General features: G+C 33.3%; 24 protein-coding genes. 13 read left to right on the forward strand and 11 right to left on the reverse strand.

Annotated elements, in window-relative coordinates; all coding sequences use genetic code 11:
• Positions 1-49 precede the first annotated feature (49 nt).
• The 11 genes from GA0061081_RS03120 to GA0061081_RS03170 form a co-directional block, all read right to left on the reverse strand.
• On the reverse strand, positions 50-583 hold the full coding sequence (locus GA0061081_RS03120; RefSeq protein WP_091346975.1) for a lysozyme: 534 nt from the start codon (positions 581-583) through the stop codon (positions 50-52).
• Positions 543-767, reverse strand: a complete 225-nt coding sequence (locus tag GA0061081_RS11300; RefSeq protein WP_091346977.1) for a phage holin family protein — start codon at positions 765-767, stop codon at positions 543-545. Before GA0061081_RS11300 ends, GA0061081_RS03120 begins: the two co-directional genes overlap by 41 nt.
• A 206-nt stretch (positions 768-973) precedes the next feature.
• Positions 974-2,158 carry a ComEC/Rec2 family competence protein gene (locus tag GA0061081_RS03130; protein WP_091346979.1) on the reverse strand — a complete coding sequence of 395 codons (1,185 nt, stop codon included), beginning with the start codon at positions 2,156-2,158 and terminating at the stop codon, positions 974-976.
• Between the two features lie 159 nt (positions 2,159-2,317).
• On the reverse strand, positions 2,318-3,151 hold the full coding sequence (locus GA0061081_RS03135) for an endonuclease (RefSeq protein ID WP_091346980.1): 834 nt from the start codon (positions 3,149-3,151) through the stop codon (positions 2,318-2,320).
• A 310-nt stretch (positions 3,152-3,461) separates the two neighbouring features.
• Positions 3,462-3,962 carry a hypothetical protein gene (locus GA0061081_RS03140; RefSeq protein ID WP_091346982.1) on the reverse strand — a complete coding sequence of 167 codons (501 nt, stop codon included), beginning with the start codon at positions 3,960-3,962 and terminating at the stop codon, positions 3,462-3,464.
• Entirely contained in the window at positions 3,956-4,519 is a 564-nt protein-coding gene (locus GA0061081_RS03145) for a recombination protein NinG (protein WP_091347248.1), read from the reverse strand. The genes GA0061081_RS03140 and GA0061081_RS03145 overlap by 7 nt, the downstream gene beginning before the upstream one ends.
• A 1-nt stretch (position 4,520) precedes the next feature.
• Positions 4,521-4,958, reverse strand: coding sequence for a recombination protein NinB (locus GA0061081_RS03150; protein ID WP_091346983.1), 438 nt, complete (start codon positions 4,956-4,958; stop codon positions 4,521-4,523).
• A gap of 150 nt (positions 4,959-5,108) precedes the next feature.
• Positions 5,109-5,765 (reverse strand): hypothetical protein, encoded by a 657-nt coding sequence (locus GA0061081_RS03155; RefSeq protein WP_091346985.1) that lies wholly within the window; start codon positions 5,763-5,765, stop codon positions 5,109-5,111.
• A 2-nt stretch (positions 5,766-5,767) separates the two neighbouring features.
• Entirely contained in the window at positions 5,768-6,523 is a 756-nt protein-coding gene (locus tag GA0061081_RS03160; protein ID WP_091346987.1) for a helix-turn-helix domain-containing protein, read from the reverse strand.
• The gene (locus GA0061081_RS03165) at positions 6,510-6,797 is read right to left on the reverse strand and encodes a hypothetical protein (protein ID WP_091346989.1); all 288 of its coding nucleotides are present in this window, start codon (positions 6,795-6,797) and stop codon (positions 6,510-6,512) included. Before GA0061081_RS03165 ends, GA0061081_RS03160 begins: the two co-directional genes overlap by 14 nt.
• The gene (locus tag GA0061081_RS03170) at positions 6,794-7,024 is read right to left on the reverse strand and encodes a transcriptional regulator (protein WP_091346991.1); all 231 of its coding nucleotides are present in this window, start codon (positions 7,022-7,024) and stop codon (positions 6,794-6,796) included. Before GA0061081_RS03170 ends, GA0061081_RS03165 begins: the two co-directional genes overlap by 4 nt.
• Positions 7,025-7,139: 115 nt before the next feature.
• Here GA0061081_RS03170 and GA0061081_RS03175 point away from each other — a divergent pair, with 115 nt between their 5' ends.
• From GA0061081_RS03175 to GA0061081_RS03225, 13 genes are all read left to right on the forward strand, one after another.
• On the forward strand, positions 7,140-7,829 hold the full coding sequence (locus GA0061081_RS03175) for an XRE family transcriptional regulator (RefSeq protein WP_091346993.1): 690 nt from the start codon (positions 7,140-7,142) through the stop codon (positions 7,827-7,829).
• A 54-nt stretch (positions 7,830-7,883) separates the two neighbouring features.
• Positions 7,884-8,462 carry a DUF6932 family protein gene (locus tag GA0061081_RS03180; protein WP_091346995.1) on the forward strand — a complete coding sequence of 193 codons (579 nt, stop codon included), beginning with the start codon at positions 7,884-7,886 and terminating at the stop codon, positions 8,460-8,462.
• Positions 8,455-9,357 carry a hypothetical protein gene (locus tag GA0061081_RS03185; RefSeq protein WP_091346997.1) on the forward strand — a complete coding sequence of 301 codons (903 nt, stop codon included), beginning with the start codon at positions 8,455-8,457 and terminating at the stop codon, positions 9,355-9,357. Before GA0061081_RS03180 ends, GA0061081_RS03185 begins: the two co-directional genes overlap by 8 nt.
• Positions 9,358-9,776: 419 nt before the next feature.
• The gene (locus tag GA0061081_RS03190; protein WP_091346999.1) at positions 9,777-10,052 is read left to right on the forward strand and encodes a hypothetical protein; all 276 of its coding nucleotides are present in this window, start codon (positions 9,777-9,779) and stop codon (positions 10,050-10,052) included.
• Positions 10,053-10,855: 803 nt separating this feature from the next.
• On the forward strand, positions 10,856-11,488 hold the full coding sequence (locus tag GA0061081_RS03195; protein WP_091347001.1) for a hypothetical protein: 633 nt from the start codon (positions 10,856-10,858) through the stop codon (positions 11,486-11,488).
• 133 nt (positions 11,489-11,621) lie between these two features.
• Positions 11,622-11,891, forward strand: coding sequence for a hypothetical protein (locus GA0061081_RS03200; RefSeq protein ID WP_091347003.1), 270 nt, complete (start codon positions 11,622-11,624; stop codon positions 11,889-11,891).
• Positions 11,892-12,033: 142 nt separating this feature from the next.
• Positions 12,034-12,210 carry a hypothetical protein gene (locus GA0061081_RS11070; protein WP_167349286.1) on the forward strand — a complete coding sequence of 59 codons (177 nt, stop codon included), beginning with the start codon at positions 12,034-12,036 and terminating at the stop codon, positions 12,208-12,210.
• Positions 12,211-12,215: 5 nt separating this feature from the next.
• Positions 12,216-13,034, forward strand: coding sequence for a PD-(D/E)XK nuclease-like domain-containing protein (locus GA0061081_RS03205; protein WP_091347005.1), 819 nt, complete (start codon positions 12,216-12,218; stop codon positions 13,032-13,034).
• On the forward strand, positions 13,027-13,827 hold the full coding sequence (gene recT / locus GA0061081_RS03210) for a recombination protein RecT (protein WP_091347007.1): 801 nt from the start codon (positions 13,027-13,029) through the stop codon (positions 13,825-13,827). The genes GA0061081_RS03205 and recT overlap by 8 nt, the downstream gene beginning before the upstream one ends.
• A gap of 183 nt (positions 13,828-14,010) precedes the next feature.
• On the forward strand, positions 14,011-14,196 hold the full coding sequence (locus GA0061081_RS03215) for a hypothetical protein (protein WP_091347009.1): 186 nt from the start codon (positions 14,011-14,013) through the stop codon (positions 14,194-14,196).
• A complete protein-coding gene (locus tag GA0061081_RS03220; protein WP_091347011.1) occupies positions 14,189-14,404 on the forward strand; it encodes a hypothetical protein in 216 nt (71 codons plus the stop codon). Before GA0061081_RS03215 ends, GA0061081_RS03220 begins: the two co-directional genes overlap by 8 nt.
• Before the next feature lie 2 nt (positions 14,405-14,406).
• Positions 14,407-14,565: a hypothetical protein gene (locus GA0061081_RS11075; protein ID WP_167349287.1), complete on the forward strand. Its 159-nt coding sequence runs from the start codon at positions 14,407-14,409 to the stop codon at positions 14,563-14,565.
• Positions 14,566-14,567: 2 nt separating this feature from the next.
• Entirely contained in the window at positions 14,568-14,858 is a 291-nt protein-coding gene (locus GA0061081_RS03225) for a hypothetical protein (protein WP_091347013.1), read from the forward strand.
• Positions 14,859-14,964 lie beyond the last annotated feature (106 nt).

The following is a 14,964-nucleotide window of genomic DNA, read 5'->3' on the forward strand; positions in this document are numbered from 1 at the left end:
AACGATACAAATAAAAACCAACCCCAACCGTTGACATCATTAACCGCCATTATTGAAGCGATAATAAAGCATAAGATAGACATAACGCCTTCTCCTTTTCTCGTCTGATTACTAAGCCATTCAGTACTTTACCGCCTGCTTTATTCCATTTTGGAAACTCATTACAAGCCGCTTTATAATCACCGTTGTTCAGATGTTTATACATTGTTGAAGTGCGCACTTTTGAACATCCAACGTTAAAAGTAATCGAAGTAACGGAATCAAAAACAGGTTGCGGCAGATGAAAACCATTAGCGTAGCGATTGACACACCGCTCCGCAGTTTTGATATCACTAACCCAACGCTGAGCTATTACCTCGTCTGAATAGACCTTTTGTTGAATGTTACCCGTTGAGCCGATACCTACTGTTAATACATTAGCAGGACAATAGTATGGCTCTCGTACGCATGATTCAGCGTTACCGATTATTTCAAGCCCTGCTTTGCTCGTTCTGATTTCATCTGAGTAATTAGCAATAACAATACCGATGATTACTGAAACACTACAAATCGCACTCGTCGCTATTCTTGTTGTGTTTTTCATAGTATTGCTCTCTCAAATTCTTTTTATGATGAAAATCTCGGCGTTTATATACCCAGTTAATAATAAACGTCGCTATTGATAAAATAATACCAACAACAATAGCAATATCATTCAAACTGAGCGCACCAAATAAAGTGCATATAGCTCCCCAGAAATACGAAATCGGTGAAGTGTATTTTTCCATAATGAATATTCTTGTTAGTTAATGATGTGACAGCGTACTAGCTAAATGTTAGTTATGTGTGTGTCTAGCTTTGCTGTCGATGCGATGTTGAGTGAATACTCAAAATTTGGGTATAAAAAACCCGACTTATTAGGTCAGGGTTTAATTTAGATGTAAAAACGGCAATATAAGCATTTTATATGTTGCGACAATCAAGAATTGCTACACTAAACATAAAATATAAATTCATATAACAATTTTGTTTTATTATCCTCAGTAATAATTTTTATGTTTTTTTCTTTTAATGCTAAAGTTATCAATAAATCTTTGCTAGGATGATCATATTTGTTTTTTGAACCAAAACACATAACAGCATTTTTAAAATTCAATTCAAAAAAAGATTCATCAAAATATTCTCCCCCACTCCCATGATGAGGAATTTGCACAGTATCTATACTTACGCCTTTAGAAAATTCATTTCCACTTATAATCTTTTTAATTTTTGATATATGTTCTGGCTCAAAAGGCATATCTCCAGTATATAAACAACTGAAAAAATATTGATAATGGTGGCAGTAATGGTGGCAGTAATGGTGGCAATAATGGTGGCGGCAAAGGAAATTATAGACAGATTTAGTAGGAAGAGATAAAACACCAATACAAAGTTTATTTAAATCATAAGATATTTTTTTATAAATTGAAGTTAAATCTTTGAAGGAGATACTTCCTATCTTGTTATTGCACATATCTTTTACATCTTCAATTGGCTCTTTTCCTGTTAAGCCATTTTTTTTAAAGTAATCTGAAAATTTTTCATATGCTTTTACTTTCTTCTTACTATTTATAAAATTAAAAGGAATATACTGCCATATTGGTTTATCATGATACGATAAAGAAAAACATTCTTTTTCATATGTCAACTTATAAGATTCGTTAGATGTCTTTAAAACATTTTCTGGAATGTTATTCTCATTACTTCCTATACGAATAATATTGGCATCTTTAAAAAATCGCTTTGGTTTCGTCACAAGTTGGATGTATGAATTATAATTGATATCACTCTTTTCAAGTTTAAAACCTAATAATAATAAAGATATTTCATGATCATTAATAGTAGGAATAACAACATTTTTGACTTTATAGTGTCCTTTGTATTTTACTAGATATCTAATATGATCTTTATGAAAATGAGATATAAATAATAAATCTATTTCACCTTTTAGCTCTTTTTTTACATAATCATCAACGGAAACTTTATTATCATTATCATTATCATTATGTTTTAAATCGTTACCACAATCAAAAACCATTCTAAAAGTTTCTTCTTTATCATAAACATTCGTGAATGTTTCTGAATAAAAAGCACCTTGACCAACAGGATGAAATTCTCTTTTTACCTCAATTAGACACATATTAACCTTAATTATTAATTTTCCTTTCAGTATAATACAAAAAAATATATTTATAAAACTACATTTGTCTTTTCATCAATCTTAGCCAACCCGTAGTATTCAGTTGCTTTAAAGGAAGAATTTTGACTTTATAAAAAAACCGACTTTCGTCGGCTTAAATTAATTACATTGTGAAGTAATGAATCTATTATCATTACCCTGAATTTGTTTAATTTGTTGATTGCGTTCGCATTCCCATTTTTCAGGTGGAAACATTTTATCCCATGCCGTCATCAGCTTTTCTTCTTGATTAGATAAATTAATTTTGTATTTATCAGACATATAGAGATATGTACGCGCTATCATCCCGCGAATTTCATCGCGCGGCTGAAATTTTCTTTCTTTGAAATCTACAGCCGTTTTACATTGCCCATATTGATTAAATTTATCCGCAAACTGAGAATAACGATAGTTAGAGCGGTCGCCATTGACTTCACCAATAGCCGGTTGCAAGTTGTGCATGTCGCCTTCCATTTGATTGAAAGTAACATCTTTTTTGCACGCTTTACGCCCACCATCACGCCAGCACTGCAAGTGACGTCCAAAATTCTCGGCAGGCATAACATGTTCCCACTCAATACGAGACGCCTTATCTTTATTTTTTCTTGGCTCATATCCGCATTTACCAAAATCGACAACACCTTTTTTACCTGCCCATGAAATATCACACCCGCAGTAAAATTCTGTTTGTGTTGAATTTGATTTATACAATTTAGTAAGCTGAGTTTTCGCATTGTCAAAATTTTGCTTACTAATTGCAATTTGAGCTGGTGTCGGAGACTGTTTTGGTTTGGGCTGTGGTATCGTCGGTGTTACTGAATATGTTCCGATCCGACACGTTTTAGACGCTGATATGCACGAATTGCCGCACGGTATGCCTTTTCTGCAATTCTTAGCATTTGAAATCGATGGAAATAATAAAAATAAAACTAAAATTAAAGCAATTTTTTTCATAATTTAATATTACCTGCGTTTAAAAATTACGCAGTTTAATATAAAAAATTACAAAATGAAAACAAAAAAGCCCAACTTATTAAAGTCGGGCTTCTATCTAAATACAGTTTAGATACAAAAATTCCAGTCTGAGTACTTTATACCAGCGCTCTCTTAAGAAATCAAGATTTTTTTGCTATAATTAAATAATTCCATCTCTAAACATATTTAACTTCTAGCAGATAATAAAAAAGCCCGCATTTGCGAGCTTTATATACAAAAATCCTATCATGGTTAATTTAGTACAGTTTCTGTCCCACGTCAACACATTTTAATAAAAAATATCATTTCTTTTTGATAATTTAGCAACAATAAAACTTTCAAAAGATTTTAGTCTTCTATCAACTGAATTTTTAGACATATCTTTCATGTGTGCGATATCTCTTAATGTTAGTCTTTCGCTCCAATCTGTACCCCCAGCAACAACATCAACACCTCGATAATACAGCTCGGCCAGCTCTTGCTTCTCTCTCATTGCTGCATCTTTTGAGTTTTTCGCCTCTTTCATGCATTCATCAATAAACTCAAGCTCATTTTCAACATATACATAATTTTTTTTCGGGTATAACTCAGAAAACATTGAGCTAACATTTTTATAGCCGCACTTACTAGAATATGAATTACATTTACCCCACATTTTTAGTAAATCAATAGCTTTGGCTAATAAATTGTTCTCATTAGCTCTCTCAATAAATAATTTTTTACTATTGAGATAATTTTCAAATTGCTTAACATCTGGCTCATCATCAATGTATACATATTCTGCTAGCATTTGTTACCTACCCTTTTTAACTCTTTTAATTTTTGCTTATATTCAGCTTTAATCTGTTTTATTTGCTCTATCGTGTATTTTTTTTGTTCGTGATGACCCTCTAGCCAATCAACTTTTTCTGCACCTATTTTTTTCACTAAATTAATTCTGTACTCAATGATGTTCCCTGATTTGTGGTTGTTACACGCTGAACATTGCTTGTGCACATTTAACTCACAAAATCGTAACTCTGGACAAGCTCCGACACTTCGATAATGCCCTGCGTGATATTGCCCGTTATGATATCGCTCACAGCTAATGCACGGCTCGTTTTTATCTCTTTCTCGAATAAATGCATTAAATGCTGTTTGCGCTTCTCTTAAATGCTCTGAGCGAGTTTTTATGCGTTCTTTTGCTATCTGTGTTAACTTTCTTCTAACTCGCTCTTGAACTTTATTATCTTTTGCATACTGAATAGCACAATCAACCGAACACACTTGAGCGAGCGAGTTAAATGGAGTAAATTTATTACCGCACGCCTTGCATTTTTTCATCTTAACATTGTGCTTGTTATTCATCTCACCAACCATATTTGCCATAAGTGTCGTTTAGCTTTATGCCATTTTCTGCACAAAAGGCTACGGAATACTCAATAAGGCTATTTGCCCTTTTAACGCTCATAAGTGCAGTGGATTCTCTGATATTAATTAATTCACTCTCTAAACCTTTTACAAGTTCTGTTGGTTCATCTGTGGCAATAGAATGCCCACTAACAAATAGCACTTTCCATTCTTTGCTATTACGTGGTTTCTCTGCCCATTCAAACCCTGATTTAGCAACATCACTACAAATGGCGTGAAATTTATTATTTTGAGGAAGAGTTCTGGTTTTGTTTTTGATAACAACTTCACAATAGTTAATATCGTCAGTTGGTAAATCTAAAATCTGTTTGATTAAATTATTCTTAATTACATCATTTCTAACGCACCATACTTGTTTTATTTCACCACTAGCCATTTGTTCAAATACTCCTTAAACTTCTCTTTGTCGCTTTGCTTTTCTATCTCTGCTTCTATTGCTTGCCTTGTTATCTGCCGACGCTTGAATTGTTGAATCAAGTCATACGCTATTTTGTCGAGCATGTGATTAAGACCGAGTGGGCAGTGGTTAACTCTCCGCAACACAAGCTCTACCCGTTTTTAACATCTGTTTAATGCTAGCAATATGCATCATGCTGTTATTTGATACTCCCTGCTCGGTTTTACATTCCAACATTTCAAACGTATTCTCTGGTTTTGGTAGATAATGATTAGCTCGCTCTTGCGTTAATAGTCCTGTAAAAACAGCATGGTTTATAGCGTCAGTACGTTTTTCTTTATCGCTACCTAGCGAAACAAACACTTCAACGGTACGCCCATACATCATCGATTCATCAACCATTCGCTCATATGCATCAATAAACGTTCGTCTTGCTCCAATTTTGTCGCCATTTCGGTAGACAATCTCAGCTTGTGACCATGCTTTTGCTATTTCATTAGTCCAAACAACGGTATTGGTTTCATCGCTAGCAAGTATTGCAATCGACCATGCTTCATCTGGTGATAAATGATTACTTGAACCGCCCATTAGCTTGATTAAATCCGCAGGTTTCGGCATAAACTGGCTTTTACGTACCCAAGCATTAGCGGCAGCTCTTAACGATTGAATCGGATATTGCCCAAGTGTTGACCAGTAAATATTGACCTTGACAGTGCTTGCTTGCTGCCCGTAAACTTCAAGAAACCCACCAATAACCGCTAAAAATTCATCTGTAATCTTTGCCATGGTTAAGCCCTCATACTCTCTAAAACTGCCCTGTTACGCTCGGCAAGGGTCATGAATTTAGCTGGTGGTTTATTTGATTTTTTATAACCGTTAGCATTGCGTAACCAGTTGTTAAAAGCCGCATTCCAATCAATATATTTTTTGCCATTCGCCAAGCAATAATCCCTGAATTTAACAAACTCATTATCCAGATTGATGTTTTCATTCATCGCTATATCTCGATGATGATCGTTCGGTTTAAATTCATCAGGAAACTGACAAGGTCGCTTTGGCTGTTGCGATTTATCCGCAATATTATTTGTAGTATTCTCTGTAGTAGTCTTTGTAGTATTCTCTTGATATAACGAACTTGATTTTGTAGTCGTCTCGACATCTACATTGTAGAGATCGGGGCAACTACTTTTCATTTGTCGTGATGATTTAGTTATAGAGTTGGCGAAATCGCTCAAAACTTGATTAACTTTTTCATTATCAATCTTGTAAAAAGTCTTATGCTCTAACCTCTTTTCTGTAACAATTAACACGCCTTTTTCTTTTAGTTTTTTAATAGCCGTTCTTTGTTCGTTATGAGATAAACCAGTTTCTTCTTCAAGCTCATCACGTGTTTTATACACACCCAAATCAGATGTAGCCTTATCTTGCCAATAAAATAATTGTGAGAATAAAACAGCAGGACTCACACCCCCCAGTGGCTTAGCCAGCTTAGGGTAATAGGCATTCGGACGCCCTATTAGTTTTAATGTTTCAACTGCGTTCATTGCTTACCCTCTTTAACGTGTAGTAATAACAAGCTTTCTTAGTCTTCTCATTGATTTTGTGATACTTATCTTTCACATAGCCATATTTGAATAATCGACCAGTCTCCCGAAGTTTTGCGCTAATCGCTGGTGTTGTATCAAACTGGTTAAAACGCTTCTTAATCTCACGCTGGATATCGTCTAATGTTCGATATTTACCGTCACTACAAACAGCTATAACACGCTCTTGTTGTGATTTTGGCTTTAATAGATTTTCATTGTTCAATGTACTCATGCGCGACCTCGAATGACGGACCAATTTACGTCTGGGCGGAGTTCTTCGCATTTAACTGCTCCATTTGTCAAAAATTCTATATCTGGACATCTATCAGCGGGAACACCAAGCTCCTGCCACCGCGAAACAGCCCAAGGGGTTATGCCAAAATGCTTAGCTAACCTTGATATTCCACCTCGCCCTTTTTCATTTCCTAAAATTTTAAATGCTCTTTGAACTGGTAACATTCAACCTCCAAACAACTTTAAGTAGTATTTTTATTAAAATAATACTACTTTAAATAGTGTTGCGCAAATTTTTTTTAGCATTAAAATCTACTAAAAGTAGTAAAAGGAAAGAAACATGAACGAGACTATAAATAATAAATTCAAAGACAGGCTGCATTCAGTAATGATGGAAAAAGGCTTGGGAATGGGTGACGTGAGTAAAGGGACAGGCATAAACTACGAAATGATTCGCAGATATGCGCAGGGTACTGCTATACCGAGAAACTCTAATTTAGATAAGATTTCTAAATTTTTGAAAGTTGATAAAAGTTGGTTGCTTTTTGGTAATGGAGATAGCAACGTAAAAGAAACTATCACTAATAAAAATGAAAACTCATTCTACATTGAAGTATTAGATATTACTGCTAGTGCAGGTGCTGGTTATCTAAATTCGGATGTGATGGAAGTGATTAAATTAGTGGAATATGATTCAGAGCAAGCAAAGACATTATTTAAAGGGGTTAATGCAAATAATTTAAAAGTTATCAATGTAAGCGGGGATAGTATGCAAGGAACCTTTGAAAGTGGTGATGCTATATATGTTGATGTGTCAAAGCGAGCGTTTGAGGGGGATGGTATTTATGTGTTCACATTTGGACGTAATTTATATGTCAAAAGATTACAGATAATCAAAAATATTATTAGAGTAAAATCCGACAATAAACTGTACGACTCGTGGGAAATACATGAAGATGAGTTTGATCAGCTATACATACACGGCAAAGTAATGCTAAGTCAATCAATGTTATTAAGAAAACACGGCTAACCGCTTCAGCGGTTTTGAATATAACAAAACAGATAAGCTAAATAAGGCTAAAGAATGGCTTCTGAGATTTGGGATAGTAGAGGGTTATTACCGCCTTTCGGCGCAAATGGTTTAGAAATAGAAAATAGATATCCATATAAAACTGATATCATTAATTTTATTAATATTTTTGGTTTTAATACTCAAAGATTGGATATATTGGATAAATTTGTTGATTATACAAAAATAGTAAAAGAATCAGGGGTGCAAATTCATAAAATATGGATAGATGGTAGTTTTTGTGAGAATTGTGAGACTTTAAGAAAAAGACCCCCAAACGATATAGATGCAGTCATATTCTATACAGTTATTGATGAAAATTTACTAAAGAATAATTTTGACTTAATATTAAATAAAAATAATGTTAAAAACGCATTCAAAACTGATTCTTATTTTGTGTTAATCCCACCTAGCTACGCAAATTTAGAACATCAATATGCATTTATAGAAAAAATAGTCTATTGGAGTAGCTTCTGGTCACATACAAGAGATTGTGACTGGAAAGGTTTTATAGAATTAGACAATTTTGATGTTGTTAATTATAATAACGCCAAAGAATTAATCGCAAATAAGAGAGGTGAAATAAATGAATAGAAATGAATATTTCTCTCTTATGAGTGAAAAAAATACATTAATTAATTTAATATCAAAAACTCCAGATGATTTTCAATTTAAATTAGAGAAAATGAGTTTAAATTCAAGATTGGAGGAAGTAGAAAATAAATTAAAAAGAGTTGATAAAGATTTCTTGCACTTTCCCTCAAAATTAAAGATAACTTTTCGAGGTGCTCCTGTATTAGGTACAACAGGTATTTCAAGCAACTTCGGTACTATTGCTATAAAAGCTTTAACTGATGCAATAAATTGTATTCTTAAATCTCTTAATGTGGGTAAAAGTGAAAATGCCAATTTAATGATTACAGATATAGCTAAAGGATCATTCGGTTTTGTTCTTGAGGATATTGGAAATCAATCTTTTTCTTTATTGCCTGAAGATGACAAATCCTCAAATATAGCTATTAATAAACTTCAAGAAATTCTAGGTTTCGCAAGTAACTCTGATTCAAACGAATTAATTGAAAATATAATTGAACTCGATCTTAATTCAATAAATAAAATTAAAGATTTTGTTGAAATCTTGGATAAAAATAAAGCTGTATGTGCAATTAATTTTAATGAGCATTCATTCTCATTCCAAAACAACAATCAAGTTAAAACAGCATTATCTCATCTAGATATAGCAAAAAAATCAGATATAGATGAAATATTAAATGTAATGTTTTTAGGGGTTTTACCGAATAAAAGAAAATGTGAATTTAAACTTGTAGGAGATGATAATGTTTATGTAGCAAGTATAGACAAAAAAATTAAAGATCCAGAACTCATAAATAAACATTTAAATTCTTACGTTAACGCTTCTTTCAAAACCTCTCAGATCGAAGATAGACCAAAAAAATATTTATTACTGGAATTACCATGTTCTTGGTAATTAAAATTATTAAAACCCAATTAACCCGCTTATGCGGGTTTTTTCATACTTATCTAAAAATTAACTGTACTTTTTTACATACCGCTAATCATTCATCAATCGCATTCTAAGGATGTCTCTTATTTTCCACACCATTTTCAGCAAAAAATAAAAAATAGCCTTATTATTGATAATAGACTGCTTTAAGCTGATCTTTTTATTGAAGCTTTTTATTTTATTGGGTATAATTTGATCTATATTTAGTGGTTGGCAACATAATAAACTACTAGATATGGGAAAGCCCGATACGCTAATATCGGGCTAATACAAAAAAATAAAGCATTATGGGCTTTATTGCGAGATCTCGATAGTTATTCTATATTCGTTTTCTTTTTAAGTAAAGCCCTATTTAATGCTTACCATTTAAAGAGGTATTAAAAATGGGTTATTCACCTATATGCCATAAGGCACACCGTTACGATGCTCACTTCGAGTCACTGCCTGAATATCAAGGTACATTTAGCCGACATAAATGCGCAGGCTGTGCATTTGAGTTAGGGTATTTTCATGCAGTAAATGGGATACCTAAAGCGATTGATGATTCAGTTTTAGATAGCATTCCGTACAGTCAAGCAGGTAGCGTCAGGCATAAAGATGCTTTTACCGCATACAATGACGGATATAAATTTGCATTAAGCATAGCTAAAGTCGCTTAATATATCCCCAAAATAACAAGCCCCTTTCGGGGCTTTTTCACACCTAAAATCCCACAACTTTAAAACACCTTATTGATTAAAAAACAAGCAAACGAATAACAATAAACCAATTAAAAAACATAAACATACTACTTTAAGTAGTGTTTTATTAAAAATAAATACTACTTTTAGTTGCATTTTTAAACTACTTGCAGTAGTATATACACATCAAAACAAATCAACTTAACAAAACAATTAAGCAATACCACGAGTTACTTAATTAGTTAAGCGAGATTCAAGTAGCTAGCTGGAGCATATGAAAGTACAGCGGTTTTGAAAGCAATCACAGCAGTATGCATCGGGTGAGCGACTTAATCACTCCCAGCCTCGACAGAGACCGACTGGCCATCAAGTTCTTTAGTAAGAAGATTGCTTAATTTTATATAGTAACCAGAGATTAGAGGCGGCTACTGGTTGCTGATTCCGCCTAGTGGGTGACTGGATGAATTGTGCAGGTAAACCACCAAGCAGGCTGAGAGGTCTGCGCCTAACATTCAAACTAAATGTCTTTCAATGAGAGCTATCTAGTTTGAAGCAAGGAAATAAAAAATGAAAAGACTAGTATTAGTACTATCTCTGATAGGGATAGTGTTCAGTTCTGTTCTAATTATATTGGGGATCAGTATTAGTGATTATGAAGCAATTCGCTTTGGCGCAATCTGTACTTTTTTAAATTTGTTTTTTTTATTTTTAATTAAAAGTTGAATATTTTATTTTCTTATTGTAATTTCAACTAATTACTTATTAATACTTTTTGGTTCAAAATGAAAATAGAATATTTTGAATATGCTGTTGCAACAATCACTGCAATTACAGCAATTATTGTTGCAATAAAAAAGGTTTTTCTTTTTTTTATTGAAGCTACACCATCAAATATAAAGCTAAAAAAATATCTTACATATAAAGAAAAATATTCCAAGTTTTATTCAGACAAAATTAATAATCATATTGATGGCGAGATAAAAAAATTATCATTAGCTAAATTAACAAAGATTCAAAATGTTGAACAACAAAATATTTACTTCAATATTCTTTGTGAACACAAAGAAAAGGTTAACTCATTTTTGTTGAGAAAATTAATTCAATCATCTTACATTCATAATAATTCCATTAAAATATTTAGAAATGACTTGAAAGAATTTTATAAACGAGCTAATCGTTCTTATCACATTGGATGGTTTATTGGTTTGTTGGCATATTTTTTCGGAACAATAATTATTGTTAGTGCCCTTTATTATAGATATACAATTAGTGATATATCACTATTTAAAATATCTTCGTTATATATTCCATGTTTTTTGTTTTATAGTATCTTTTGGGCGCTTATGTGCATTCATTATAAACCAATTAATAAAAATGATTTGATTAATTGTCTTAAATTAATAAATAAAGATTAATTCTCTTTAATCCCACCAAAACCTAACCGCTTCTATAGCGGTTTTTTATTACCTATTGATAAATCTTTTTAACATTCATAAGCACTTTACGAGTGAATTTATGAATTGAAACAGCCAAATTTCGAGGTGAATTATGCAATTAGATAGAGCTGTAGAGAGCGGTTACGAAAAAGCATATTGCAAAATGATGAACGATGTCGAAATGCAAGACGCTAAAGATAATTGGATTGAAACTAGAGCAGAAGAATTAATCAAAAATTTCGGTAACGACAATGATTGGCAAATTGTAGAGCTACTAAAAATAAAGCTAGAAAGCAAAACAATCGACAAAAAAATCTATGACCAATTTATAACCGACATATGTTATTCACAAGCAAAAACTGAGTATAGCAAGAGATTCTGACAGCTCGGAAAGACGAGCACATACTACATCCGTTTGCCCTCTTTTGAGGGCTTTTTTGGGATGACCTAATGTATTTTGACGCTGAGAGCTTCTGATTTAGAAAACATAACAGATTGGTTTTTCGAAGAATTGAGGAAATAGCATGAACACAATACCGATTGATTATGTCGGCTGTAATGTACATGACACAGACCGATTTAATATTAATTACAAACTAAACAAGGGCGAGCAAATATACGCCCTTTTTTGTGTCTTAATTGTGACATTTGGTGGGTTGTTTATGTTGATTCGCTGGATGTTAGAAGTGGCGACGGAGTAAAGCTAATGAAGCAAGGTATTTATTACGATATATCTAACGAAGATTATCATGGTGGCGAGGGTGTTAGTAAATCGCAACTAGATTTTATTGAAGAAAGTCCCGCTCTTTATCAGTGGGTAAAAAATGCGCCAGTTGATAAAAGTAAAATGTCATCACTGGATATGGGGACAGCTTTTCATTGTCTACTATTAGAGCCAGATGAATTTAAAAATCGCTTCATAATACCTAAACCAATCAATTTAAGAACAAATGCAGGAAAATCTGAGTACCAAGAGTTACTTAAACAGGCAGAAGAATCTAATCAAACAATTATAACCAGTGAGGATTATAAAAAATTGCTTCTAATGCGTGATAGTGCAATGGCTCATCCATTAGCGAAATGGATTATTGAAGAACAAGGGCATACAGAATCATCTATATATTGGAATGATATTGATACACATATTTTATGCCGATGCCGACCTGATAAATTTATAGAAAAATTTAACTGGGTAGCGGATATAAAAACATCTGCTGATATTGATCGCTTTTATGCTCATTCATATGACTATCGTTATCATGTGCAAGACTCGTTTTATAGCGACGGTGTTCAATCTATCACTGGAGAAAAACCTACTTTTGTTTTCTTGGTAGTTAGCACAACAATCAATTGTGGTAGATACCCTGTAAAAACTTTCATGTTAGATGAGGCCGCTAAAAACATTGGTCGTCAAGCTTATAAAGCTAATTTATTTAGATTCAAACAATGCACAGAAGATAACAATTTTCCAGCACTTCAAACATTATCGTTGCCTTATTGGGCTAAGGAATTAAAAAATGAGTGAACAAAATCAACCTCCTATTGCTAAATCTGACTTAGAAAAAACTCAACTAACAAATCAAGAAAAAAAACCAGCAACATTAGCTGAATTAGTTAACTCGCAAAAAATTAAAAACCAACTTGCCATGGCACTACCAAAACACATGAACCCTGACAGAATGGCAAGAATCGTTACAACAGAAATTCGGAAAACGCCAGCATTAGCAGACTCAAACATTCAAAGTTTTTTAGGAGCAGTTGTTCAATGCTCGCAACTAGGTTTAGAACCAGGAGGAGCTCTTGGGCATGCCTACCTACTCCCATTTGGTAACGGTAAAGCAAAGGATGGAAAATCTAACGTACAGTTAATTATTGGCTATAGAGGCATGATTGATCTTGCCAGACGTTCAGGGCAAATCATCAGCATATCAGCAAGAACCGTTCGAGAAGGCGATGATTTTCATTATGAGTATGGTTTAAATGAAGATTTAAAACACACTCCCAAAGCCGACGAATCAGCACAAATCACCTATGTTTATGCTGTTGCCCGCTTGAAAGATGGCGGTTCTCAATTTGAAGTAATGACATTCAACCAAATCGAATCGGTTCGCAAACAAAGTAAAGCTGGTGATAAAGGACCTTGGATAACTCACTGGGAAGAAATGGCAAAGAAAACAGTCATTCGACGATTATTTAAGTATTTACCTGTTTCAATTGAAATCCAACAAGCTGTAATTTTGGATGAAAAAGCGGAAGCTGGCATAAGTCAAGATAATGAAATGATTTTAGATGCTGATTTTTCTGTAGTCGAAGCATAACAGCAAGCTAAAAATAACGTCTGGTATATGCGTTGATGATTAGTGTTAGCAGAGACACTGTCCGCAATTGCAGTTAGCCCACTAATTTGAAATATACAAGCCTAAACCCATTTCCAGACGGTAGACACGCCGTTGGCGACAGAGTGGCACAATAATTAACTTATGCCCAGAGGAGCTTAACTAATGAATAAATATTATGTGTTAGCAAAAGTAGTTACAGAATCACGTCAGAAAATTGAAATTGAAGCAAACTCTAAATCAGAAGCTAAGTTAAAAGCGAAGGAATTAATTAATAGTGGTAGTTATATGTATCTATCTGTTGGAGGAGACGAAACGATTGAAATAATGCGGGTTGATAAGAATGGCTAAATTAAATTGGCGTGATGCTAGCAAAGAATTACCTGCCGGTGCTGATGAAGATGGTCTCCCCGTGATGTGCTTGACATTATTGTTTTATAAAGGCAGACCAATCTTTGGAAAAGATTGGATTAGTAGTGCTACAAAAAAATGGGCACATGGTGACGACACGGTTAAATATTGGGTTTATTTAAGTGAAATACCTCTACCAGAGGAATGATTATGATCATTTTAAAAATAGAAGAAAAAGAAAACAAAGAAGTCAGTTTTAAATTTAATGAAATAGGCACATCAACTGACATGGAAAAAATTGTTTTAGCGTCCATTTTTGAGTTTATGCATAAAAATTTCGATGTCACTAAAGCGAAAAAAACGGAGTAATTATGATTACAGATGAAGAATGGAAAAATTTAAAGTCTGGGGATGTTATTTGGTATGCAGATCAACATGCATTAAAACCACAAAACCTCATAATTGCAAAAATAACCGAAAATAGTGTTTATTGTGACAAGAAAAAAATTGATAAAAAGAGCTATTTATTGCATTCGAATTTGAACAACGCAACGCAAGCCGTGAATTTTAGATTAAAAGTACACATTGAAAAAATACAGCATCAAATTGATGAGAATTTAAAACAACTGGAGCAAGAAAATGGTGATACACACTCATACTGAATACACATATCAATGTGACATGTGTCAAAAAAAGTCAAACAAAGCCCCGTCTGATATTTTAAATATTTTCCATTTCCAGCATCCAGATTCAATTAAATTGGACCTA

This window comes from Gilliamella bombicola (genome assembly GCF_900094945.1).
GTDB classification, from domain to species: Bacteria; Pseudomonadota; Gammaproteobacteria; order Enterobacterales; family Orbaceae; genus Gilliamella; species Gilliamella bombicola.